Here is a 20806-nt window from a genome sequence, read left to right on the forward strand (position 1 = left end):
GCAGAACGGTCACTCATTCCCCACTTCACTCATTCCCCGCATCACCGTTTCACCAGCTCCACCCGGCGGTTGCGGGCGCGGCCGGCTTCGGTAGCGTTATCGGCCAGGGGCTGGCTGGGGCCGAAGCCGGCGGCTTGGAGCCGTTCGGCGCTGATGCCGGCCTGCGTGAGGGCCGCCACTACGGATTGGGCCCGGGCTTCAGAAAGCTGCTGGTTGTGGGCGGCCGGGCCTACGTTGTCGGTGTGGCCCTGCACGGCCAGGCGCAGCGCCGGATTCTGGCGCAGCAGCCGGGCAACCTCCGCTACCGTCGGTTCCGATTCGGGCCGGATGGTGGCGTTATCCGTGTCGAAATGCACGTAAAGCGCTACCCGGCCTTCCGCATCTAGTTTTTTTTTAGCTCCTCGGCCGGAATCGTAGCTACCTGCTGGGGCATGGCGCCCCGCTCAATAACGTTGATATTCATGTACGTTTCGCCGGGTTTTACCTGAATCCAGACTTCCTTGTTCTGCTGCCGGATCACGTAGGTGTCTACCAGATCCCCGCTGGAAATATCGGCGTTGTACTTGCCGTACGTGTCGCGGCCTACTTTCTCTATGGCTTCGCGGGGCAGCTCGCCCGAGGAAACCTGCACGCCCCCCAGGCTATTGATCAGGTTCTCGTAGTTGCGCTGCTGCATCAGCTCCGAGGTCTTTTTATTGTCATCCATCACGCGGTACTGGCGGCGCAGTACTTTGCCTTCTACTGGTACAAGTTGCTTGCCGTCGTACACGTACACGCGGTCAAACTCATAGTAGGCACTGTCGCTGGCGTTCGGAAATTTATAGCCCTTGGGTCCGCTCACGTACGGAAACCGTCCCAGGTTGGCCGTCGAAACGGGTACGGCACTCAGGTCGAAGGTGGCGTCGGGAGAGGTAGCGGCGGCAGTTGTTGCGGGGGCTTCGGCCGGGGGCGTGGCAGTAGTAGCTTCGGCGACAGGGGCTTGGGTGGTGGTAGCTTCGGAGGCCGTCTCAGCTGCCGGGTCTTTGCTGCCGCAGCCGGTAAGCAGCGGGGCCAGCAGGGCGGCAGTCAGCAGGTAACGCAAAGAGTGCTTCATAGGAAGAAGGAAGAAGGGATGAAGCGGCAAATGAAGTAATATTTCTATAATAAAATACTTTTATACTTTTTTTGGTTTCGGGCGTGGGTGGGAAGCCGCCGTTTTTTGGCCGACCTTTGCGGGCCCGGCCCGGCCGGATAGTTCCTGTTTTCTCCTGACTACATTCCTGATGGATTTTATTGAACTGCGCGTTACGGCGCCCGGCGAGCTGTCGGATATTCTGGTGGCCGAGCTGGCCGAAATCGGCTTCGATACCTTCGAGGACAACGACGAAGGCTTCTGCGCCTACACCACCCAGGACCTGTTCAGCGCTGATAGCGTGGCCGAAATCATGAGCCGCTACCAGGGCGTGGGCGAGCTGGAGTTCGAGCACCGCATCATCACGCGCCAGAACTGGAACGCCGAGTGGGAGAAGAACTTCCAGCCCCTGGTCATTGCCGATCAGGTATCGGTGCGGGCGCCCTTCCACGAGGCCCGCCCCGATCTGGCCCACGAAATCGTGATTATGCCCCGCATGTCCTTCGGCACGGGCCACCACGATACCACGGCCCTCATGATTACCAACCAGCTCCACCTCGACCACCGGGGCAAGCGCGTGCTGGACATGGGCTGCGGTACCGGCATTCTGGCCGTGATGGCCGTGCAGCTGGGCGCCGCCTACGTGCTGGCCGTGGACGTGGAGCCCTGGACGGCCGAAAATGCCGCCGATAACGCCCTCGAAAACAACGTGCAGGACCAAGTGGAAGCCCGCCTCGGCGACGTAACGGCCCTGGAAGGGGAGGAGCCCTTCGACCTCATTCTGGCCAACATCAACCGCAACGTGCTGCTCGAGGACATGGGCGCCTATGCCCGCTACCTCAAGCCCGGCGGCCCCATTCTGTTCTCGGGCTTCTACGAAGACGATCTGCCCCTGATCCGGGCGGCGGCCGAGCAGGCGGGCTTCCGGTACGAAAGCCACCGGGTGCAGAACCACTGGGTGTCGGCCGTATTCCGCCAGCCAGCTTAGGGCCCGCGGCCCCTTCCGGCTGGTGCAAACACTGCTGCCCGGGCCTGCTGGCTCGGGCAGCAGTGTTTGGCAGGAAAATGGCTGGCCCCTGGAATTGAACGAAAGTCGGCCGAAGTATGATTGTGGCGAGGCCGGGGCGGAAAGCCCGCCGCCGGCCGCCGGAAAGTGCCGGCTTTTGCTGAAATTGTAGGCGACTTACTGGGTAGGGAGTCGTAGAAATCAGGCAATTGGCCGACTTGGAGTTGTGCTGAATACCTTGTTTCGACCGGTTTTCGGCCTGCTGATGACAGGACCGCGACGGTTGTCCGGAGCGGGTGGGGCAGGAGCCGGCAGCGGCTGCGCGCCCGCCCGGCCGGAGCAGCCGGGGCGGATTAATTTGGTACTACATCTGGATAATGCGGTATATGAAGCACGTTGCCTTTCAATGGGTGCTGGTGGTGTTGGTAGGGCTGGGGCTAGGCGTACCGGCCTGGGCCCAGCAGAAACCCGCCGCCCCCAAATCTGATGTTCCGGCCGCCGCGCCGGTGCTGCCCAAATTCACGGGCAAGTTCAGCTCGGACCCCGAGCAGTTCATCACGGAGGTGCAGTCGTTGATGGCGACGACCAAAAACGCCGGGGCCATAGCGGCCGGCACCCGCCTGCAGCAGGTGTGGGGCAGCAACCGCCTCACGGCCACCCAGCAGCGCTACATCGTATCGCTGAGCCAGTACATGCTGGCCCGTAAGATGCGCGCGCGCCCCTACTTCGAGAGCTTCTACACGGCCATTGCGGCCGGGGCCACGGTGCAGAATCTCTCCGACCAGCAAATGACGGAGCTGCTCAGCACCATGGGCAAATCCCTGGAAAAAGACCCGCCCGCGGCCTCGGAGAAGTTCCTGGCCGACGCGGCCCTCTTCCTTGATACCAAATTTCTGCACCGCTCCCGCTACAGCTCCCTGCGCGTGGTGGGCGGCACCTTCCGCTTCGCCTACAACGACGCCGACCTGCCCTCCCTGGCCCCGCCGGCCCCGGCGCCCGCGCCCGCGCCGGCCGGTAAGGCGGCCCCCGCCAAAAGCAACGGCTGGGGCGACGAAGACCCCTGGGGCTCGGCCGATACGGGCAAGAAGGACGCCAAAGCAGCCGCTTCGGGCTGGGATGCCGTGGCCGCGCCAACCTACGGCGGCTACGTGGCCCCCACCACCCGCGGGGCCGTGATTATGCTCCAGGAGGCCGACCTGTTCCTGGCCTCGCCCGCCGACTCGGTGTACATCCGTAAAACCCGCGGGGCCGTGGTGCCCGGTCAGAACCGTTTCGTGGGCTACGGGGGCGAGTTTGCCTGGCAGGTGAAAGGCAACCCGGTCTCGGCCGCCCTCACCACCTACGACTTCGATATTACCAAGGCCGAATTCGCGGCCAACCCCGTTACGCTGACCTATCCGGCCGTGCTGGAAGCGCCCGTAACGGGCTGGATGGCCTACAAGAGCGTGCAGCGCAAGGCCGGGGCCGATACGGGCTACCCGCGCTTCATCTCTACCACCAACGACGCCCGCGTCAAGAACATCGGCCAGAACATCCGCTACCTGGGCGGCTTCTCGCTGGCCGGCAACCGGGCCTTATCGGCCTCCCTCGACGGGTCTCTGTCGCGCATTATCGTGGACGTGGACGGCAAGCCCAAGTTCCGGGCTTCGTCGCGGGCCTACGAGCTGGGCGACTCGCTCATCACGGCCGAGCGCGCCTCGGTTTCGATTTTTCAGGGCAAGCAGGACTCGCTCACCCACCCGGGCGTGAAGCTCAAGTACAACAAGGGCAACCAGGTGCTGCAGCTCACCCGCGAAGCCGGCCTCTACAAAAGCACCCCTTACTACGACTCCTACCACCAGATGGAGGTGACTACCGAGCTGCTGACCTGGCCCGTGCTAACGCCCTACATCGACTTTTCCATTCTGACCGCCAAAAACCAGGTAACGGCCGATTTCGAGTCCAAGGAGTTTTACACCAATACCCGCTACCAGCAGGTGAAGGCCATCAACAAGCTCCACCCGCTCCAGATGATTGTGGGCTACAGTGCCGAAAACGGCAATAAGCGCCTGTTTACGGTGCAGGACGTGGCCACGTCCCGCAAGCTCAAGCCCGACAACGTGCGCTCCCTGGCCGCCGGCCTGGCCCGTGACGGGTACGTATCCTGGTACCCCCAGAGCGACCAGATTGTAGTGCTGCCCAAGGCTTACCACTACGTGAACTCCTCCCGCGGCAAAAAGGACTACGACCATATCTCCATCAAGAGCCTCTCGCCCTCGGGCCACAACGCCACCCTCGACCTGACGACCAACGACCTGATTGTGAGGGGTGTGGACCGCTTCAACTTCTCCGACGACTCCGTGACGGTGTTCGTGAAGCCGGATTCCAGCATCGTGCGCATCCAGAAAAACCGGGGTGTGCTCTTCAACGGCACTGTGGTAGCCTCGGCTTTCGTGTTCAAGGGCAAGGAGTTCAAGTTCGACTACGACGGGTTCTACATTGATCTGGTCAAAATTGACTCCATCATTGTGAAGGGCAAGGGCTCGAAGGGCTCGGTGATGAAGGCCCGCAAGGATGTGGACTGGACCCTGACCAACAAGAAGAAGAACTCGGCCGGCCGCCTCTACATCAACGCGCCTAACAACAAATCGGGCCGCAAGAAGCTGGGCGCCTACCCCACCTTCGATGCCAGCACCGGGGCCTACGTGTACTTCGATAAGCCCGAAGTGCTCGGCGGGGCTTACGACACGACCATGTACTTTGATATTCCGCCCTTTAAGCTGGATTCGCTCAACAACAAGAACCGGGCGGCCGTGGGCTTCAAGGGCAAATTCGTGTCGGGGGGCATTATGCCCAGCTTCGATACCAAGCTCAGCATGCAGGACGATGGCTCCCTGGGCTTCGTCTACAACGTGCCCAAGGCGGGCTTCCCGCTCTACGGGGGCAAGGGCACGCTCTACAATAAGGTGAGCATGAGCAACCGCGGCCTGCAGGGCATCGGCAACATCAAGTACCTGACCGGCGACTTCCAGAGCGACCAGTTCATCTTCTACAAAGACTCCGTAGTGACGGTGGGTAAAACGGCCACCATTCTGCCCGGTCCGCTCAAGGGCACCGAGTTTGCCAAGGTGAATTTCCTGCCCGGCTACCAGATGAAGTGGGCCGTGCGCCAGGATTCGATGTACCTGACTACCCAGGACAAGGGCGAGAGTTTCCGGATTTACGACGTGGCCTACGGCTTCAAGGGCACGCTCACCTACACGCCCGGCGGTCTGCTGGGGCGCGGCGCCATGGACGGCCCCCAGTCGTTTATCCGCTCCAACGACTTCGTGTTCAAGCCCACCCAGTTTACGGGCCGGCGCTCCACGTTCAACGTGAAGTCGGCGGAGGTGAACAAGCCGGCTCTCACGGCCAACAACGTGAACTTCACCTACGACCTGAAGGGCGGCAGCACCGAATTCGCCCGCGAATCGGACGATACCAAGTCCAGCATCGACCTGCCCTACTCCGACTACCGCACCACGCTTTCGGGCGGTAAGTGGGACTTCAAGAAGAAGCTGGTGCAGCTGCGCGTGGCAGCCGGGGCCGACTCCTCGCGCTCCTACTTCTACAGCACCAAGCCCGAGCAGCAGGGCCTTAAATTCCAGGCTGCCAGCGGGCAGTACGACCTGAGCCGCTACCGGCTGGTGGCCGGCGGGGTGCCCCGCATTTCCTCGGCCGACGCCTGGATTGTGCCCGACTCGAACAAGGTGTACGTGCTGCCGAATGCCGAAATGCGGGCCTTCCAGAACGCCAGCATTGTGATGGACACCCTGCGCAAGTACCACAACCTCTACAAGGGCGAAATCCGCATTCTCTCGCGCACGGCTTTCAGCGGCAACGCGCTTTACAACTACAAAACCTCCGCCGACTCGTTTGCCATCAAGTTTGCCAACTTCCGCGTCGATTCCACGGCCCTGATTACGGCCCTGAACACCGGCGGCAAAAAGGGCGGCGGGCTGCTCAAGCGCGGCCCTGCGCCGGACGACCTGCCCGCCTCGCCGCCCACCCTGGCCGTGGCCAGCATTCAGGCCACCGACAAGTTCAACCTGGCCCCGCGCATTGCCTACCGGGGCGGCATTGCCATGAATTCCCAGAAAAAGGGCTTCACCTTCGACGGGCAGGCCAAAATGAACTTCGTGAAGACGGCCTCGGCCTCCGACTGGTTTGCCGTGCAGGACACCATCGACCCCCAGCGCATCCGCATCAAGCTCAACCAGCCCAAGTCTGAAGACGGCACGCCCATGCTCTCGGGCCTGTTCCTCTCGGAAGGCACGGGCAAGGTGTACCCGCTGTTTGTGGCCACCAAGCCCGGCGTGACCGACCAGAACCTGTTCACGGTGGACGGCACGCTCAGCTACGACCAGCGCAACCGCGTGTACGCCATCAGCCAGCACAACCCCTTCGACCCCGACGTGTACGAGGGCTCGGTGCTCACGCTCAAGGACTCGACCAGCGAGCTGAACTTCCGCGGCAAGTTCGAGCTCATCAACTCCAACAAGGATTACACCCTGCAGGCCGCCGGCCTGGGCTACGCCAAGCCCGACAGCGCCCTCTACGACCTCGATACCTTCCTGACCTTCGACATCAACCTGCCCGAGAAGGCCATTGAAGCCATGGGCCAGGACCTGGCCACCAACGCCAAGGGCGCGCCCGAAGCCCTGACCGGCTCCCAGGCCCAGCTCTACAAAATGGGCGAGTTCATCGGCAGCAAGGCCGTGCAGGACTACAGCACCCGCAAGGGCAGCTACGTGCCCCTGCAGAAGGTGTCGGCCAAGTTCCTGCACACGCTGGTGCTGAGCCAGGTGAACCTGCGCTGGGACGAGAAGCTGCGGGCCTGGTACTCGGTGGGCAAGATTGGCCTCGTGAGCGTGGGCAAGAAGGACATCAACGCCCTGATTGACGGCTACATCGAAATCAAGAAGGAAAGCACCGGCGACGCCGTGGAAATTTACCTGGAAGCCGAGCCCCAGACCTGGTACTACCTCAAGTATTCCAACAACGTGCTGCTGACCAAAGCCCAGCACGGCTCCTACGACGAGATTGTGGGCCTCAAGGCCAAGGGCGACTACAACACGGCCACCGAGTACGGCTTCTACCTCGGCGACGACCAGGAGGTGCAGCTCTTCCTTAACCACTTCCGCAAGGACTACCTCAAGGAAACCGGCAAGCGCAAAGTCAACAGCACCCAACCCCAGAGCACCGGCAACTTCGACTTCGATGAGGATACCAGCAAAAAGAAGAAGAAGAAAAAGAACGAGCCGGTAGACGAAGCCGCCCAGGACAACCCGCCCGCCGATGAGCCGGCCGAAGACACCGGCCGCAAAAAGAAGAAGAACAAGCAGGAGCCCATCGAAGATGCCCCCGCCGCCGATGCGCCCACCGAGGACACGGGCCGCAAAAAGAAGAAGAACAAGGACGAAGCCGTAGAGGCCGCTCCGCCCGCGGCCGATGAGCCGGCCGAGGAGCCCAAAAAGGACAAGAAGAAAAAGAAGAAAGCCGGCGACGACCCCTTCGGCGAGTAACCCCCCAAAGACCCGGTAGCCCAGCTGCCGGGTCTTTTTGCTGGTGCCCACCCCGCAACCCGGGTGACAACCATCATCCGGGCTACGGACGAAAGTCCGGGCCAGGGCCGCGCCACATTTCGCCGGAACCGTACCTTTACTTCCCTGACTGAACTGCTACCCGCTCTCTTCCTATGAACCTCCCCCTCGTGCTCGGCCTGCTGGTGGCCGCCTACCTCATTGGCTCCATCCCGACGGCCCTGTGGGTGGGGCGGGCGTTTTTCGGGCTCGATATCCGGGAGCACGGCTCCGGCAACTCCGGGGCCACCAACACGTTCCGGGTGCTGGGCAAAAAGCCGGGCTCCTTCGTGATGGCCGTGGACGTGCTCAAGGGCTGGGTGGCCACCTCCCTGGCCTCGGTGATGCTTCAGCAGGGCGCCATTCTGCCCGAGCAGCTGCTGTACTACCAGCTGGCCTGCGGGGTGCTGGCCGTGGTGGGGCACATTTACCCCATCTGGGCGGGCTTCCGGGGTGGCAAAGGCGTGGCCACCATTCTGGGCGTGATGCTGGCCATTGCCCCGGCCACGGTGGGCGTGTGCATTCTGGTGTTTATTGCGGTGCTGCTGGTGTCGCGCTACGTGTCGTTGAGCAGCATGACGGCCGGGGTAGTGTTTGCCCTGCTCCAGCTGCTGCCCCCGTTCCGGCCCGAGAACCAGCTGCTGCTGTGGTTCGGCTTCATGGTGGCCGGCCTGCTCATCTACACCCACCGCGCCAACATCCAGCGCCTGCGCGCCGGCACCGAAAGCCGCGTGCCCATGCCCTGGGATAAGAAGTAGGTGAGATGAGCTACCAATGTGCCTGTTGCGGCGAAACGCACGAAGGATTGCCGGATATTGGTTCCGCAATGCCCTACATGATACACGACATCCCGGAAGATGAACGGCCGGGCCGGGTTGCGCTGACGGCAGATACATGCATCCTGGATGATGAGTACTATTTCATCAGAGGTGTACTGGAAATTCCGGTGCATGAGCAGGAGCAAACCCTGGGCTTTGGCGTGTGGGTGAGTCAGACAGCAGAACATTTCCATGCTTATCGTGAACAGCCTGATTCAACCAATATAGGGCCGTTTTTTGGCTGGTTCTGCACTGAAGTCAACGCATTTTCGCCCACTATTCTACTGAAGTCAAAAGCGCACTTCATCGGAATCGGGCAGCGTCCGAGTATCGAGCTAGAACCTACTGACCATCCGCTGGCCGTAGCGCAGCGGGAGGGCATCAGCTTAGCCCGCGCCTGGGAAATAGTGCACGAGTACCTTCCGAAGGAATAAGCTGCTTCTACCGCCCCGCCTTTCCTACCTTTACCCCCGCATTTCCAACCCAAACCACCCCGTATGGCTTCCTACCTGCAAGACCACCAGGACCGTTTCCTGACCGAACTTATCGACTGGCTCCGCATCCCGTCGGTATCGGCCGACCCCAAGTTTCATGGCGACGTGCTGAAGGCCGCCGAGTACCTGAAGGCCCGTTTTGAGGAAGTGGGCCTGGATAACGTGGAGCTCTGCCCCACGGCCGGCAACCCCATCGTGTACGGCGAGAAAATCGTGGACGCGAGCCTGCCCACCGTGCTCGTGTACGGGCACTACGACGTGCAGCCCGCCGACCCCTACGAGCTCTGGGATTCGCCCCCCTTCGAGCCCGTTATCAAAGACGAGAAGATTTACGCCCGCGGCGCCTGCGACGATAAAGGCCAGGTGTACATGCACGTGAAGGCCCTGGAAGTGATGCAGCAGGACGGCGCCTTCCCCTGCAACATCAAGGTGATGATTGAGGGCGAGGAGGAAATCGGCTCCAACAACCTGGCCATCTTCGTGCGCGAAAACAAGGCGAAGCTGAAGGCCGACGTCATCCTGATTTCCGACACCGGCATGCTGGCCAACGATGCGCCCAGCATCGAGGTGGGGCTGCGCGGGCTGAGCTACCACGAGGTGGAAGTAACCGGCCCCAACCGCGACCTGCACTCGGGCCTCTACGGCGGCGCGGTGGCCAACCCCATCAACGTGCTCTGCAAGATGATTGCCTCCCTGCACGACGAAAACAACCACATCACCATCCCCGAGTTCTACAACAACGTGGCCGTGCTCACGGAGGAGGAGCGCGCCGAACTGAACCGCGTGCCCCACTCCGACGACGAGTTCAAGCAGAGCATCGGCCTGCCCGACGTGTACGGCGAGCAGGGCTACACCACCGTGGAGCGCATCGGCATCCGGCCCACGCTCGACGTGAACGGCATCTGGGGTGGCTACACCGGCGAGGGCGCCAAAACGGTAATTGCCTCTAAGGCCTACGCCAAAATCTCGATGCGCCTGGTGCCCAACCAGACCTCCGACGAAATCACGGCCCTGTTCCAGGAGCATTTCAACCGCATTGCGCCCAGCGGCGTGACGGTGAAGGTGAAGCCCCACCACGGCGGTGAGCCCGTGGTAACGCCCACCGATTCGGTGGCCTACAAAGCCGCCGCCGACGCCATGGAAACCACCTTCGGCAAGCGCCCCATCCCCACCCGCGGGGGCGGCTCCATCCCCATCGTGGCCATGTTCAAAACGGAGCTGGGCCTCGATACCGTGCTGCTCGGCTTCGGCCTCGACTCCGACGCCATCCACTCGCCCAACGAGCACTATGGCGTCTTCAACTTCCTGAAAGGCATCGAAACTATCCCGCACTTCTACCGCAACTACGCGGCAGCCATGAAGTAACGAGTTGCCAGTTGCCAGAGTAACAAAAGCGCCCCTTCCAAGCTGTTTGGAAGGGGCGCTTTACGTTAGGGCGTGCCGAGTTCCGGAGCGGTAGGATCCGGGGTGGGCGCAGACGGGCGACCGATGGCGCGGATAACAGAAGACGGCCCGGTATAGAAAAGAAACCGCCCACCTTTATAGAGCGCGACGGGCAGTTTCACGAACACTAAGCGGCCGGCATTTACGGTGCCCCGGGCCAGCTGCCGGGGTTCGAACAGGTAGTTCAGGTAGAGTTGCAGGCTGCCATTACGGATCTGCCGCTGACCGGATCCGCTGATTTCACCGGGCCGGAATACATTGTGCAGCCCTCCCACGTAGCGCCAGCCCACCGACAGCCCCCCCCGGATCCTGGTAGCCAAAGCCCACCACGAAACTGACCTCGCGCGGGCGCACCGTCAGCTCATTGAGCCGGAAAACGGGCTGCAGGTTCGGCGACTCGTTCAGCAGCCAGCTGTACTGGGCGCCTGCTTCCACAAACAGATCCTGCTGGTGATACTGCAGCAGCAGGGGGGCATCCAGGTAAGTCAGGCGCCGGCCGATGGTAAAGCCGTACGCCGTGGCATTGTCGCCGCGCTGGGAGTAGAGCCCTTCGGCCTGCAGCGCCAAACCACCCGGCAGCGACAGGCGCGTCAGTACGCCCCCGTGTCCACCCAGGCGCAACGTGCTACCCTCGGCATCGGCCCCGATTCCGTTGGAAAAAGTAGCGCCTCCCTTCAGGCCCAGCAGCAGGCGCTGGCCGGCGGCAGGAACACTCAGGGCAATAAAAAGGATAGGTAATAATCGGATAGCACGTGTCATGAGTGGATGTGAGAAGGGAATAGCAATAGCGGATAACAACGCCCAGGGCGTGGTTTTTAGTTGAACGAATACGTCAGGTATAGCTGGAAAACGCTGTTGCGCACGTCGTTCTGGATGGTAGAGCTGCCTACGGTGCGGGATTTTTCTACTTTGGTCAGCGCGCCGTTGTAGCGCAGCCCGATGCCGGGGCCGGCCTTGCGCTGGTAGCCCAGCCCGAAAACGTAGCCCGCATCCACCGTATTGTAGCGCGACTTCACATCGGTGCTCACGGTACCTACTTTGTTGCGGGCCGCCACCAGGAAGCCCACCTGCGGGCCGGCCTCGAAGAACAGGCCGTCGGCATTCACGTGCAGCAGCAGGGGCACATCCACGTAGTCGAGGCGGGTGGTGCGGTCGGGGTTGGGCAGCTTGGCGCCCTTGCGCGAGTACAGCAGCTCGGGCTGGAAGGCCAGCATGCGGGTGAAACCGATATTGGCGAATACGCCGGCCTGAAAACCCACCAGGCTCTGGTACGGGTCGGCCTGTTTGCCCACGAAGTTGGCGAGGGAAGCCCCGGCCTTGAGGCCCAGCGAAACGTCGCTCTGGGCCTGGGCGGTGACAGCGGTACCCAGCAGGCACGCAGCAGAAAAGAGTAACTTCTTCATAGAACAGGAAAACGGAATCGGAGGGCCGAAACTACGCCCAAAAGCCCAATGCGCTGGTAGCCGGAAAACAAAACAGCCCCAATCCGTTCAGATTGAGGCTGTTTTTAAAGCGTTGTGGTGGTCCTACCGGCCCGGCAGCAGGAAGCCCACCGAGGCCTGGAATACCTGGTTGCGGGCGTTGCGCACGTCGGAGTCGCCGGTGTAGCCGTCCTTGGCGAAATCAGTAAACGAGCCGTTGTAGCGGATGCCGATCATCAGCCCGTTGTTGGCCTGGTAGCCCAGCCCGGCCGCGTAGCCGATTTCGTTACGGTTCACGTTATCGAGGTTTTCAGTATTGTTGCGCTGTACGGCTGTGGCGCCATTAACGGAAAACTTGCTGTCGTCCTTTACCTTCAGCAGGTAGCTGTACTGCGGACCGGCTTCGAAGTAGAAGCCATCGGCATTGACTTTGAGCAGCACCGGTACGTCGATGTAGTTGTAGGTCCGGTCGCCTTCGTACTTGAGCTTGTTGCCCCCGATGTTAAACTCGCTATCGGCGTACTGGAAGCCCTTCTGCGAAAACAATACCTCGGGCTGTACCGAGAGGAAGCCGTCACCGACGAGGCCGATGTTGAGCATGGCCCCGCCGTGGAAGCCGAACTTGTTTTCGTAGCGGTCCTCGTCGGTCAGGTCGCCGGAGAGGTTGGAGAGGTTACCACCGGCTTTGAGGCCGAAACGCACGCCCTGGGCTTTGGATTCGGTAACGGCAACGGTGGCCAGCAGGGCCGCAGCGGCCAAAAGAGACTTTTTCATAGGGGTGTTGAGTGAAAGGTGGAAGGAAAAGGAACTTTTGGCTGACTGACGAAAAGCGTGCCGCAATGCCGCCGCTAACGAAACCGTAAACCAGAAAATGTATAGCTCAGACCAACTACCAAGGAAAAAAAGGGGAGAACAACAGCCGGCGGAGGCCGGTCGGGCACAGCCACCAACTAAGGGGAGGCTTAACTAACGCGGCGTACTCCTGCCCAACCACCTGCCGCCACCGCCGCGTGCGGAAGCGTTGCTGGGCCTCATAGCGCAGAATCGGGGGCCAGGGTTGCGTGCCAGAGCATCTGGCGTACCACTTTGTCCGCGAGGCAGGGGCCGGGTTTCCGGCTAAGGTAAAACAGCTTAGCGGGTTACCCGGGGTCGCCAATCCCGAAGTTTCCGGCCGGCCCGGCCGCAGGTTTTCGCTACTTTTGGGCCGCGTGCAAGCCGTGGACTTATGAGAATCTGGTACGAAATGCTCCTGCTGGGGCTCCTGCTGGGGGCGGGTACGGAGGCAGCCCGGGCCCAGCACGCCCCGGCCGGCCCGCTGGTGGTGGGCGCCTCCGGGCTGGGCAGCTTCATTCTGCCCCACACGCCGGCTGTGCGCCACCTGGCCGTTTCGCACCCTACGGGCGTGGAAGTGAACGTGCAGCGCCAGACCAACGGCTCGGCGCCCTGGCATGCCTGGTACCGCTACCCCAAAGTAGGGCTGGCCTTTACCTACTACAACTACCACAACCCTATGCTGGGCCGCTCCTACGCGGTCAGTGCCTACGTAAACAAAACCTTCTGGCGCCGGGCCCGGCAGGAAGTGAACTTCCGCCTGGGCACCGGCCTGGGCTACTTCCCGGTCCGGTTCAATCCGGCTGCCAACCCCAAGAACACCATCGTCAGCTCCCGGCTCAACGCCACCCTGCTGGCCCGCCTGGAGTACGATGTGGCCCTGACGGAGCACCTGGGGCTGCTGCTGGGTTTGGGCCTCAACCACTACTCGAACGGGGCTACCACCAAGCCCAACTTCGGCATCAACCTGCCCACCCTGCTGCTGGGCCTCAACTACCACCCACAACGCCCCTTCGTGCCCCTGAGTACTGCGCCCGCGCCGGCGCCGGCCGACCTGGGCCGCACGTTTCTGAACCTGAGTACCTCCGTAGGGTGGAAGCAGCGCAGCGAAACCGACCCCGCCCGCTACCTGGTAAACTCCCTGACTCTGGCTGCGGGCCGCCGCATAAACCGCAAGAGCAACCTCGTAATTGGCCTCGAAGGCTTCTACGACCGTAGCCTGCTGGCCCAGCAGCGCGCCGATGAGGCGGCGGCCCGGCTCCGCGACCCGGCCTACGCCGGCGGCCCCCAACCCGACGTGAAAAAGGCTGGTGTGTACGTGGGCCACGAGCTGCTGTTCGGGCGGCTGGCCTTCGTTTCGCACCTGGGTTTCTACCTCTACAATCCCTATAAGTCCAACAAATTCTACTACGAGCGCCTGGGCCTCAAGTACCACTTCACCGACCGCCTGTTCGGCAACGTGGACCTGAAAATACACCGCGGCGCGGCCGACGTGATTGAGTGGCGCCTGGGCGTGAAGCTCTAAGCCGGACCCCGCCCGGCCGGGCTGTTCCTGGCCGGGTGGGGTGGGGAAGGGCAGAAGGGGCGCAAGTGCTTCTACCGCAAACGATTTCAGAGTTTATTTTCAGGATTACCGGGTGATAAAGGGCACACCCGGGCAGGGGGGCGGCTATATTTGAGTTCCCCGGAACCGCTGCGTGGCCGGTGGGCCGGCCCGCTTCCGGGCGGCTACGTTGGCTGCTGGCCCTGACGGATTCCGGTGGCGTCTCACTTCCTAACCTTCCTGCCCCTTGTTGTTCTCCCGATTTGCTCCCGCCCTGCTGCCCGGCCTTGCGGTGGCGACCCTGCTGCTGCCTGCCTGCCAGAACCAGAACCCCCCGGAAACGGCCGAATCGGCCGCGGCACCGGTCACGGCCCCGGCCGATTCGGCCGCCCGCCGCTACCTGGCCCAGCCCCTGATCAGCAACATCTACACCGCCGACCCTTCGGCCCACGTCTTCAACGGCAAAATCTACATCTACCCCTCGCACGACATCGAAACCGGCATGCCGGAGAATGACAACGGCGACCATTTCGCCATGCGCGACTACCACATCCTGTCGATGGACAGCGTGGGCGGGCCGGTAACCGACCACGGCGCGGCCCTCGACGTGCAGGATATTCCCTGGGCCGGCCGCCAGCTCTGGGCCCCCGACGCGGCCTATAAAAACGGTGCCTACTACCTGTATTTCCCGCTCAAGGACAAGCAGGACGTGTTCCGCATCGGGGTGGCTACCAGCTCTTCGCCCACCGGGCCGTTCAAGGCCCAGCCCCAGCCCATGGCCGGCAGCCTGAGCATCGACCCGGCCGTGTTCACCGACACCGACGGTACCACCTATATGTACATGGGCGGCATCTGGGGCGGGCAGCTCCAGCGCTGGCGCAGCGGCAAGTACGACGCCAGCAACCCGAAGCTACAGGAGCCGGGCGCCCAGGAAGTGGCCCTGGGACCCAAAATGGCCCGGCTGAGCCCCGATATGCTGAGCCTGGCCGAGCCGGTAAAGGAAATCCAGATTCTGGGCCAGGACGGCCAGCCCTTCCGCGCGGGCGACAACACCCACCGCTTTTTCGAGGGCGGCTGGCTGCACAAGTATCAGGGCAAGTACTACTTCTCCTATTCCACCGGCGACACCCACCTGCTGGTGTACGCCACCGGCGACTCGCCCTACGGCCCGTTCACGTACCAGGGCGTCATCATGGAGCCCGTGGAAGGCTGGACCACCCACCATTCCATTGTGGAGGTAAAGGGCAAGTGGTACATCTTCTACCACGACACCCAGCTTTCGGGCAAAACGTGGCTGCGCAACGTGAAGGTAACCGAGCTGCGCCGCCGCCCCGATGGCCGCATCGAACCCATCAAGCCCTGAAAAGCCGGTGGATGTGAACGGCGTAGAGACGCAACATCTTGCCTCTCATCGTTGCTGACATTGTTCGTCATCGTTCGAACGTCAGCAACGACGAGACGCAATGTTTTGCGTCTCTACACCGTTCGAATCACCCCGGCCATCTGGCCAACAAAGCCGCCGCCGCGGCCGCCACGCCCAATTTGGATGGCGGCCGCGGCGGCGGCTTTGTTGGGAGGCCCGCTTAGATGGCGAGCTTGAAAAAGGCCGATTTACGCTTCTCGCCCTTGGCCTTGAGCGAGGACTGCCGGATGACCAGGTCGCCGGTAATAACGAACGTGCGGGGCTTGAAGCTGTCCTGCTCGTGCACCTGCTCCAGAAACAGGCGGGCCGCCTGCTGCCCGATGCGGTAGGGGTGCAGGTTCATGGTCGTCAGGCCCGGCTCAATCATGGCGGCCATGAATTCGTCGCCAAACCCGACCACGGCCACGTCGTCGGGCACACATACGCCCCGGGCCTTGAGGGCGATAAGCAAATCGAAGGCGTTGGTGTAGTTAACGGCGAAAATGGCATCGGGGGGCTCGGGCAGGGCCAGCCAGGCATCCAGGGCCGCCACCGCCGACTCGGGCCGGAAGTGGATGTGGGTGCGCAGCTCGTCGCGCAGGGGCAGGCCGTGCTTAAGCAGGGCGCTGCGGTAGCCGGCCACCCGGTTCTGGCTGATGAGCAGGTTCTCGGGCCCGGCCAGGATGGCAATGCGCCGGGCGCCCTGTTCAATGAGGTGCTCGGTAACGGTAAAGGCCCCGTTCCAGTCGTCGAGGATGACTTTGGCCGTATCCACCTCGTTGCACACCCGGTCGAAGTGCACGACGGGAATGCCCCGGGTGGCCGAAGGTTTCACGTGGTCGAAGTTCTCGGTTTCGCGGGAGTGGCAGATCAGCAGCCCATCCACGCGGCTGGCAATGAGGGCCTGCACGTTGCTGACTTCCATTTCGTAGGATTCCTTCGACTGGCAGATCATGACCCGGTAGCCGGCCTCGCCCACCACCTGCTGAATTCCGCTGACGGCCGTAGCAAAAAACGGCCGCTCGATGTCGGGAATCACCACCCCGATGGTTTTGGTTTCGCTGCTCTTCAGGCTCTGGGCCAGCAGGTTGGGCTGGTAATCAAGCTGGCGGGCCATGTCTACAATGGCCTGGCGGGTGTTCTCATTGATATCGGAGTGGCCGTTGAGGGCGCGCGACACCGTGGACGGGGCCACGCCCAGCTCCCGGGCCACGTCGCTGATGGTGGTCTGCCGGCGCTTTTTCTCCACTGCCGGCGCGCCCTCGCTCAGGGTGAAATGATAGTGGCAGGCCCGGCAGTGGTAGCGCTGCCGCCCCCGGATGAAGCCGGCCCGCATCACGGCATCGGCCGAGTGACACCTGGTACATTTGGTCATGGGTGGAGAAATTGAATTATTTCGGAATGAATGACGGGCTGGGTGGTAACCGGCTGCTGGTCACCGGGCTTGGCTGAGCATTGAACCTACGAATTTTTTTTCGCTATCGGAAAATCGGGCTGACCTATCGGAAACGTTTTCGAAAACGTTTCCGATAGTTTTTGTGCCTGTAAGCTCTGTAAATGAGGTTTTTAAAGACGTGTTTCTGACGGAATAGGTTTTATATTCGATAGTAAGTACTCGCTAACCCCTAGCTAATCCCCAGATGAACCGTTTTGGCAAAAGCGGCCTAAATTGGGGGTGCTGAAATGAGGAATATAAATTTTCCTGCCTAGCTCAACCATTTCCATGCTGCACACCATGCGTTGGTTTGGGTCGCACGACCCGGTTCCGCTTTCTGCTCTCCGTCAGGCCGGCTGCTCCGGCGTCGTTACGGCCCTGCACCAGCTGCCGGTGGGCGTGGTGTGGCCGGTAGCGGAAATCCGGGCCCGTCAGCAGCTGGTGGAAGCCGATAACCACCGCTACGCGCCCCTGCACTGGACGGTGGTGGAAAGCCTGCCCGTGCACGAGGCCATCAAGAAGGGCCTGCCCGCCCGCGAGGAGTACATCCGCCACTACCAGGAGTCGTTGCGCAACCTGGCCGCCTGCGGCATCCGCACCGTGTGCTACAACTTCATGCCCGTCCTCGACTGGTCGCGCACCAACCTGGCCTACGAGTTGCCCGACGGCTCGCGGGCCCTGCGCTTCGTGTGGCAGGATTTCGCCGTGTTCGATATCTGCATCCTGGGCCGTCCCGGCGCGGAAAACGACTACGCCGCCGACGTGGTAACGGCCGCCCACACGCAGTGGGCCACCATGTCGGAGGAGGAGGAAGCGGCCCTGACCAACACGGTGCTACTGGGCCTGCCCGGCTCCGAGGAGTCGTTTGAGCTGGAAGGCTTCCAGGCTCTGCTCCACGAGTACGCCGCCATTGATGCCGCCGCCCTGCGCGAAAACCTCTACTACTTCCTGCGCGCCGTAGGGCCCGTGGCCGAGGAAGTGGGCGTGAACCTCTGCATTCACCCCGATGACCCGCCTTTCCCGCTGCTGGGCCTGCCCCGGGTGGTGAGCACCGAGGCCGACCTGCGCGGCCTGCTCGCCGCCTACGACTCGCCCGCCAACGGCCTCACCTTCTGCACCGGCTCCTTGGGCGTGCGCCCCGATAACGACCTGCCCGGCATGGTGGCGCGCTTCGGTGCCCGCATTCACTTTGTACACCTGCGGGCCACCAAGCGCGAGGAAAACCCGCGCAACTTCCACGAGGCCGACCACCTGACCGGCGACGTGGACATGTACGCCGTGGTGCGCGCCCTGGTGCTGGAAGAAGCCCGCCGGGCTGCCGCCGGCCACCCCGCGCCCCAGTTGCCCATGCGCCCCGACCACGGCCACCAGATGCTCGACGACCTGGAAAAACGCACCTACCCCGGCTACTCGGCCATCGGGCGGCTGCGCGGGCTGGCCGAGCTGCGGGGCCTGGAACTGGGCATCCGGGGCGGGCTGGCCGCCGCGCCAGTTCCGCTGCAAACTGCCGCCGCCGCTTACTGATTGCCTTTCCGCTCCCGCCGCCCCACCTGCCTTTCCCCACCCATGTTCCTCCGGCTTCTCCTGTGCGCCTGCCTGCTGCTGACTTCCCGGGCGGAAGTACGCGCCGATGACGGGTACCGCCTGTGGCTCAAATACGACCAGCTGCCCGAAGCCGGTCTGCGCAAGGCCTGGCAGGCCCACGCCAAAGGCATTCTACTTCCCGAACCTACTACTCCCACCCTGCAAGCGGCGGCCAGCGAGCTGCAACTCGGCCTGCAAGGCTTGCTGGGACGCCCGGTGCCGAAAGGGGCGGCGCCGGGCGGCAGGGGGAGTATCCGGCTGCGCGTGGCTTCCGCCGAGGCCGCGCTGGGCCGGGAAGGCTACCGCCTCACCATGACCGGCGGTGGCCTCGAAATTACCGGCGCTACCGACGCGGGCGTGCTCTACGGCTGCTTTGCGCTGCTGCGGCAGGTGCAGACCGGCCAGCGCCCCGAAGCCCTCAACCTCACCAGCCAGCCCCGCATTCAGCATCGCCTGCTCAACCACTGGGACAACCCCAACGGCACCGTGGAGCGCGGCTACGCGGGTTCCAGCATCTGGAAGTGGTTGGAGCTGCCCGAGCGGGTGGACCCCCGCTACCAGGACTACGCCCGCGCCAACGCCTCGGTCGGTATTAATGGGGTGGTGCTCAACAACGTGAATGCCAGTGCCCGCTACCTCACGCCGGAATACCTGCGCAAGGTGGCCGCCGTGGCCAACGTGCTGCGGCCCTACGGCCAGCGGGTGTACCTCTCGGTGCTCTGGGCCGCGCCCAAAGTCATTGGCGGGCTCAAGACCTCCGACCCGCTCGACCCGCAGGTGCAAGCCTGGTGGGCCGCGCGCACCAATGAAATCTACCAGACCATTCCCGACTTCGGCGGCTTTCTGGTGAAGGCCAACTCCGAGGGCGAGCCCGGTCCCCAGGACTACGGCCGCACCCACGCCGACGGGGCCAACATGCTGGCCCGCGCCCTGGGCCCCCACGACGGCATTGTGATGTGGCGGGCCTTCGTGTACCAGGCCGGCAGCGGCGACCGGTTCAAGCAGGCCTACGAAGACTTCAAGCCCCTCGACGGGCAGTTTGCGCCCAAAGTGCTGGTGCAGGTGAAGAACGGGCCGATTGACTTCCAGGCCCGGGAGCCGTTTCACCCACTGTTCGGGGCCATGCCGCGCACCCCGCTGGTGCTGGAAGTGCAGCTCACCCAGGAGTACCTGGGCTTCGCCACCCACCTTGTGTACCTGGGTCCGCTTATCAAGGAGTGCCTCGAGGCCGATACCTACGCCCAGGGCCCCGGCTCCACGGTGGCGAAAGTAGTGGACGGCACCCTGGAGAAGCACGCCATCAGCGGTATTGCGGGCGTGGCCAACATCGGTGCCGACCGCAACTGGACCGGCCACCCGGTGGGCCAGGCTAACTGGTACGCCTTCGGCCGCCTGGCCTGGGACCACACCCTCGACCCCGCCGACCTGGCCCGGGAGTGGACCCGCATGACGCTCACCCGCGAACCGGCCGCCGAGGCTGCCATTACCAGCGTGCTCAACCAGTCGCGCAGCATTTACGTGCGCTACACCACGCCCCTGGGCCTGCACCACATCATGGGCCAGACCCTGCACTACGGTCCCGAGCCCTGGCTGGCCAGCAGCGCCCGCCCCGACTGGACGGCCGTGTACTACCACAAGGCCGATGCCGCCGGGCTGGGCTTCGACCGCACCGCCACCGGCTCCGATGCCTTGGCCCTCTACGCCCCCGAGGCCCGCGCCCGCTGGGCCGACCCCGCCACCTGCCCCCTGGATTACCTGCTCTGGTTTCATCACGTGAGCTGGAACCAGCCCCTGCGCACCGGCCGCACCCTCTGGCAGGAGCTCACCACCCGCTATTACTCCGGCACTGATTCGGTGCAGTGGATGCAGCAGCAGTGGGCCCGCGCCGCCCCGGCCGTGGACGCCGAAACCCACGCCGACGTAACGGCCCGCCTGCGGGTACAGCAGCGCGAGGCCCAGTGGTGGCGCGACGCCTGCATGCTCTACTTCCAGCAATTTGCCCGCCAGCCCCTGCCGCCGGGCCTACCCCCGCCCACCCGCACCCTGGCCGACATCAAGGAGCAGGTCGATATCTACCAACTGCGCTGATTCTTTCTTCCCGCCTTATTTCGCTTTTCT

The 20806-nt window shown here is 63.1% G+C and carries 16 protein-coding genes; 9 read left to right on the forward strand and 7 right to left on the reverse strand.

Features of this window, described 5'->3' with window-relative positions:
- Positions 1-41: 41 nt before the first annotated feature.
- Together KLP40_RS15500 and KLP40_RS15505 are read right to left on the reverse strand one after the other, a co-directional pair.
- The gene (locus KLP40_RS15500; RefSeq protein ID WP_215594751.1) at positions 42-356 is read right to left on the reverse strand and encodes an OmpA family protein; all 315 of its coding nucleotides are present in this window, start codon (positions 354-356) and stop codon (positions 42-44) included.
- A gap of 26 nt (positions 357-382) precedes the next feature.
- Positions 383-1093 carry a hypothetical protein gene (locus KLP40_RS15505; RefSeq protein WP_215594752.1) on the reverse strand — a complete coding sequence of 237 codons (711 nt, stop codon included), beginning with the start codon at positions 1091-1093 and terminating at the stop codon, positions 383-385.
- A gap of 169 nt (positions 1094-1262) precedes the next feature.
- Here KLP40_RS15505 and prmA point away from each other — a divergent pair, with 169 nt between their 5' ends.
- From prmA to KLP40_RS15530, 5 genes are all read left to right on the forward strand, one after another.
- Positions 1263-2099, forward strand: coding sequence for a 50S ribosomal protein L11 methyltransferase (gene prmA / locus KLP40_RS15510; protein WP_215594753.1), 837 nt, complete (start codon positions 1263-1265; stop codon positions 2097-2099).
- Positions 2100-2503: 404 nt separating this feature from the next.
- Positions 2504-7660 (forward strand): hypothetical protein, encoded by a 5157-nt coding sequence (locus KLP40_RS15515; RefSeq protein ID WP_215594754.1) that lies wholly within the window; start codon positions 2504-2506, stop codon positions 7658-7660.
- A 173-nt stretch (positions 7661-7833) separates the two neighbouring features.
- A complete protein-coding gene (plsY, locus tag KLP40_RS15520; RefSeq protein ID WP_215594755.1) occupies positions 7834-8475 on the forward strand; it encodes a glycerol-3-phosphate 1-O-acyltransferase PlsY in 642 nt (213 codons plus the stop codon).
- Between the two features lie 5 nt (positions 8476-8480).
- Complete coding sequence (locus tag KLP40_RS15525; RefSeq protein ID WP_215594756.1) at positions 8481-8969, forward strand: DUF2199 domain-containing protein; 489 nt, start codon at positions 8481-8483, stop codon at positions 8967-8969.
- 63 nt (positions 8970-9032) lie between these two features.
- Positions 9033-10394: a dipeptidase gene (locus KLP40_RS15530; RefSeq protein WP_215594757.1), complete on the forward strand. Its 1362-nt coding sequence runs from the start codon at positions 9033-9035 to the stop codon at positions 10392-10394.
- A gap of 65 nt (positions 10395-10459) precedes the next feature.
- Here the strand turns inward: KLP40_RS15530 and KLP40_RS15535 are convergent, their stop codons facing one another.
- The 4 genes from KLP40_RS15535 to KLP40_RS15550 form a co-directional block, all read right to left on the reverse strand.
- Complete coding sequence (locus tag KLP40_RS15535) at positions 10460-10792, reverse strand: hypothetical protein (RefSeq protein WP_215594758.1); 333 nt, start codon at positions 10790-10792, stop codon at positions 10460-10462.
- On the reverse strand, positions 10713-11231 hold the full coding sequence (locus KLP40_RS15540) for an outer membrane beta-barrel protein (RefSeq protein ID WP_215594759.1): 519 nt from the start codon (positions 11229-11231) through the stop codon (positions 10713-10715). The genes KLP40_RS15535 and KLP40_RS15540 overlap by 80 nt, the downstream gene beginning before the upstream one ends.
- Before the next feature lie 56 nt (positions 11232-11287).
- Positions 11288-11875 carry a porin family protein gene (locus tag KLP40_RS15545; RefSeq protein WP_215594760.1) on the reverse strand — a complete coding sequence of 196 codons (588 nt, stop codon included), beginning with the start codon at positions 11873-11875 and terminating at the stop codon, positions 11288-11290.
- Between the two features lie 123 nt (positions 11876-11998).
- Positions 11999-12667 (reverse strand): porin family protein, encoded by a 669-nt coding sequence (locus KLP40_RS15550; protein ID WP_215594761.1) that lies wholly within the window; start codon positions 12665-12667, stop codon positions 11999-12001.
- A gap of 451 nt (positions 12668-13118) precedes the next feature.
- On the opposite strand from KLP40_RS15550, the gene KLP40_RS15555 reads away from it, so the two are divergent.
- Together KLP40_RS15555 and KLP40_RS15560 are read left to right on the forward strand one after the other, a co-directional pair.
- Positions 13119-14249, forward strand: coding sequence for an acyloxyacyl hydrolase (locus KLP40_RS15555; RefSeq protein ID WP_215594762.1), 1131 nt, complete (start codon positions 13119-13121; stop codon positions 14247-14249).
- Between the two features lie 265 nt (positions 14250-14514).
- A complete protein-coding gene (locus KLP40_RS15560) occupies positions 14515-15630 on the forward strand; it encodes a glycoside hydrolase family 43 protein (protein ID WP_246558908.1) in 1116 nt (371 codons plus the stop codon).
- A 220-nt stretch (positions 15631-15850) separates the two neighbouring features.
- On the opposite strand, the gene KLP40_RS15565 is transcribed toward KLP40_RS15560, so the two are convergent.
- Positions 15851-17044, reverse strand: coding sequence for a LacI family DNA-binding transcriptional regulator (locus tag KLP40_RS15565; protein WP_215594763.1), 1194 nt, complete (start codon positions 17042-17044; stop codon positions 15851-15853).
- Positions 17045-17392: 348 nt separating this feature from the next.
- Between KLP40_RS15565 and uxuA the strand changes: the two genes are divergently transcribed.
- Positions 17393-18628, forward strand: a complete 1236-nt coding sequence (uxuA, locus tag KLP40_RS15570; protein ID WP_215594764.1) for a mannonate dehydratase — start codon at positions 17393-17395, stop codon at positions 18626-18628.
- Between the two features lie 42 nt (positions 18629-18670).
- Positions 18671-20776 carry an alpha-glucuronidase family glycosyl hydrolase gene (locus KLP40_RS15575; protein WP_215594765.1) on the forward strand — a complete coding sequence of 702 codons (2106 nt, stop codon included), beginning with the start codon at positions 18671-18673 and terminating at the stop codon, positions 20774-20776.
- Positions 20777-20806: the final 30 nt, after the last annotated feature.

Source organism: Hymenobacter piscis (genome assembly GCF_018760735.1).
Classification (GTDB): domain Bacteria; phylum Bacteroidota; class Bacteroidia; order Cytophagales; family Hymenobacteraceae; genus Hymenobacter; species Hymenobacter piscis.

Excerpts from the sequence above, each read along its gene's own strand:
- uxuA (WP_215594764.1), top strand. The coding sequence starts at position 17,393 with ATGCTGCACACCATGCGTTGGTTTGGGTCGCACGACCCGGTTCCGCTT.
- KLP40_RS15545 (WP_215594760.1), bottom strand. The coding sequence starts at position 11,875 with ATGAAGAAGTTACTCTTTTCTGCTGCGTGCCTGCTGGGTACCGCTGTC.
- KLP40_RS15575 (WP_215594765.1), top strand. The coding sequence starts at position 18,671 with ATGTTCCTCCGGCTTCTCCTGTGCGCCTGCCTGCTGCTGACTTCCCGG.
- KLP40_RS15530 (WP_215594757.1), top strand. The coding sequence starts at position 9,033 with ATGGCTTCCTACCTGCAAGACCACCAGGACCGTTTCCTGACCGAACTT.
- plsY (WP_215594755.1), top strand. The coding sequence starts at position 7,834 with ATGAACCTCCCCCTCGTGCTCGGCCTGCTGGTGGCCGCCTACCTCATT.
- KLP40_RS15555 (WP_215594762.1), top strand. The coding sequence starts at position 13,119 with ATGAGAATCTGGTACGAAATGCTCCTGCTGGGGCTCCTGCTGGGGGCG.
- KLP40_RS15525 (WP_215594756.1), top strand. The coding sequence starts at position 8,481 with ATGAGCTACCAATGTGCCTGTTGCGGCGAAACGCACGAAGGATTGCCG.
- KLP40_RS15505 (WP_215594752.1), bottom strand. The coding sequence starts at position 1,093 with ATGAAGCACTCTTTGCGTTACCTGCTGACTGCCGCCCTGCTGGCCCCG.
- KLP40_RS15550 (WP_215594761.1), bottom strand. The coding sequence starts at position 12,667 with ATGAAAAAGTCTCTTTTGGCCGCTGCGGCCCTGCTGGCCACCGTTGCC.
- KLP40_RS15565 (WP_215594763.1), bottom strand. The coding sequence starts at position 17,044 with ATGACCAAATGTACCAGGTGTCACTCGGCCGATGCCGTGATGCGGGCC.
- KLP40_RS15540 (WP_215594759.1), bottom strand. The coding sequence starts at position 11,231 with ATGACACGTGCTATCCGATTATTACCTATCCTTTTTATTGCCCTGAGT.
- KLP40_RS15515 (WP_215594754.1), top strand. The coding sequence starts at position 2,504 with ATGAAGCACGTTGCCTTTCAATGGGTGCTGGTGGTGTTGGTAGGGCTG.
- prmA (WP_215594753.1), top strand. The coding sequence starts at position 1,263 with ATGGATTTTATTGAACTGCGCGTTACGGCGCCCGGCGAGCTGTCGGAT.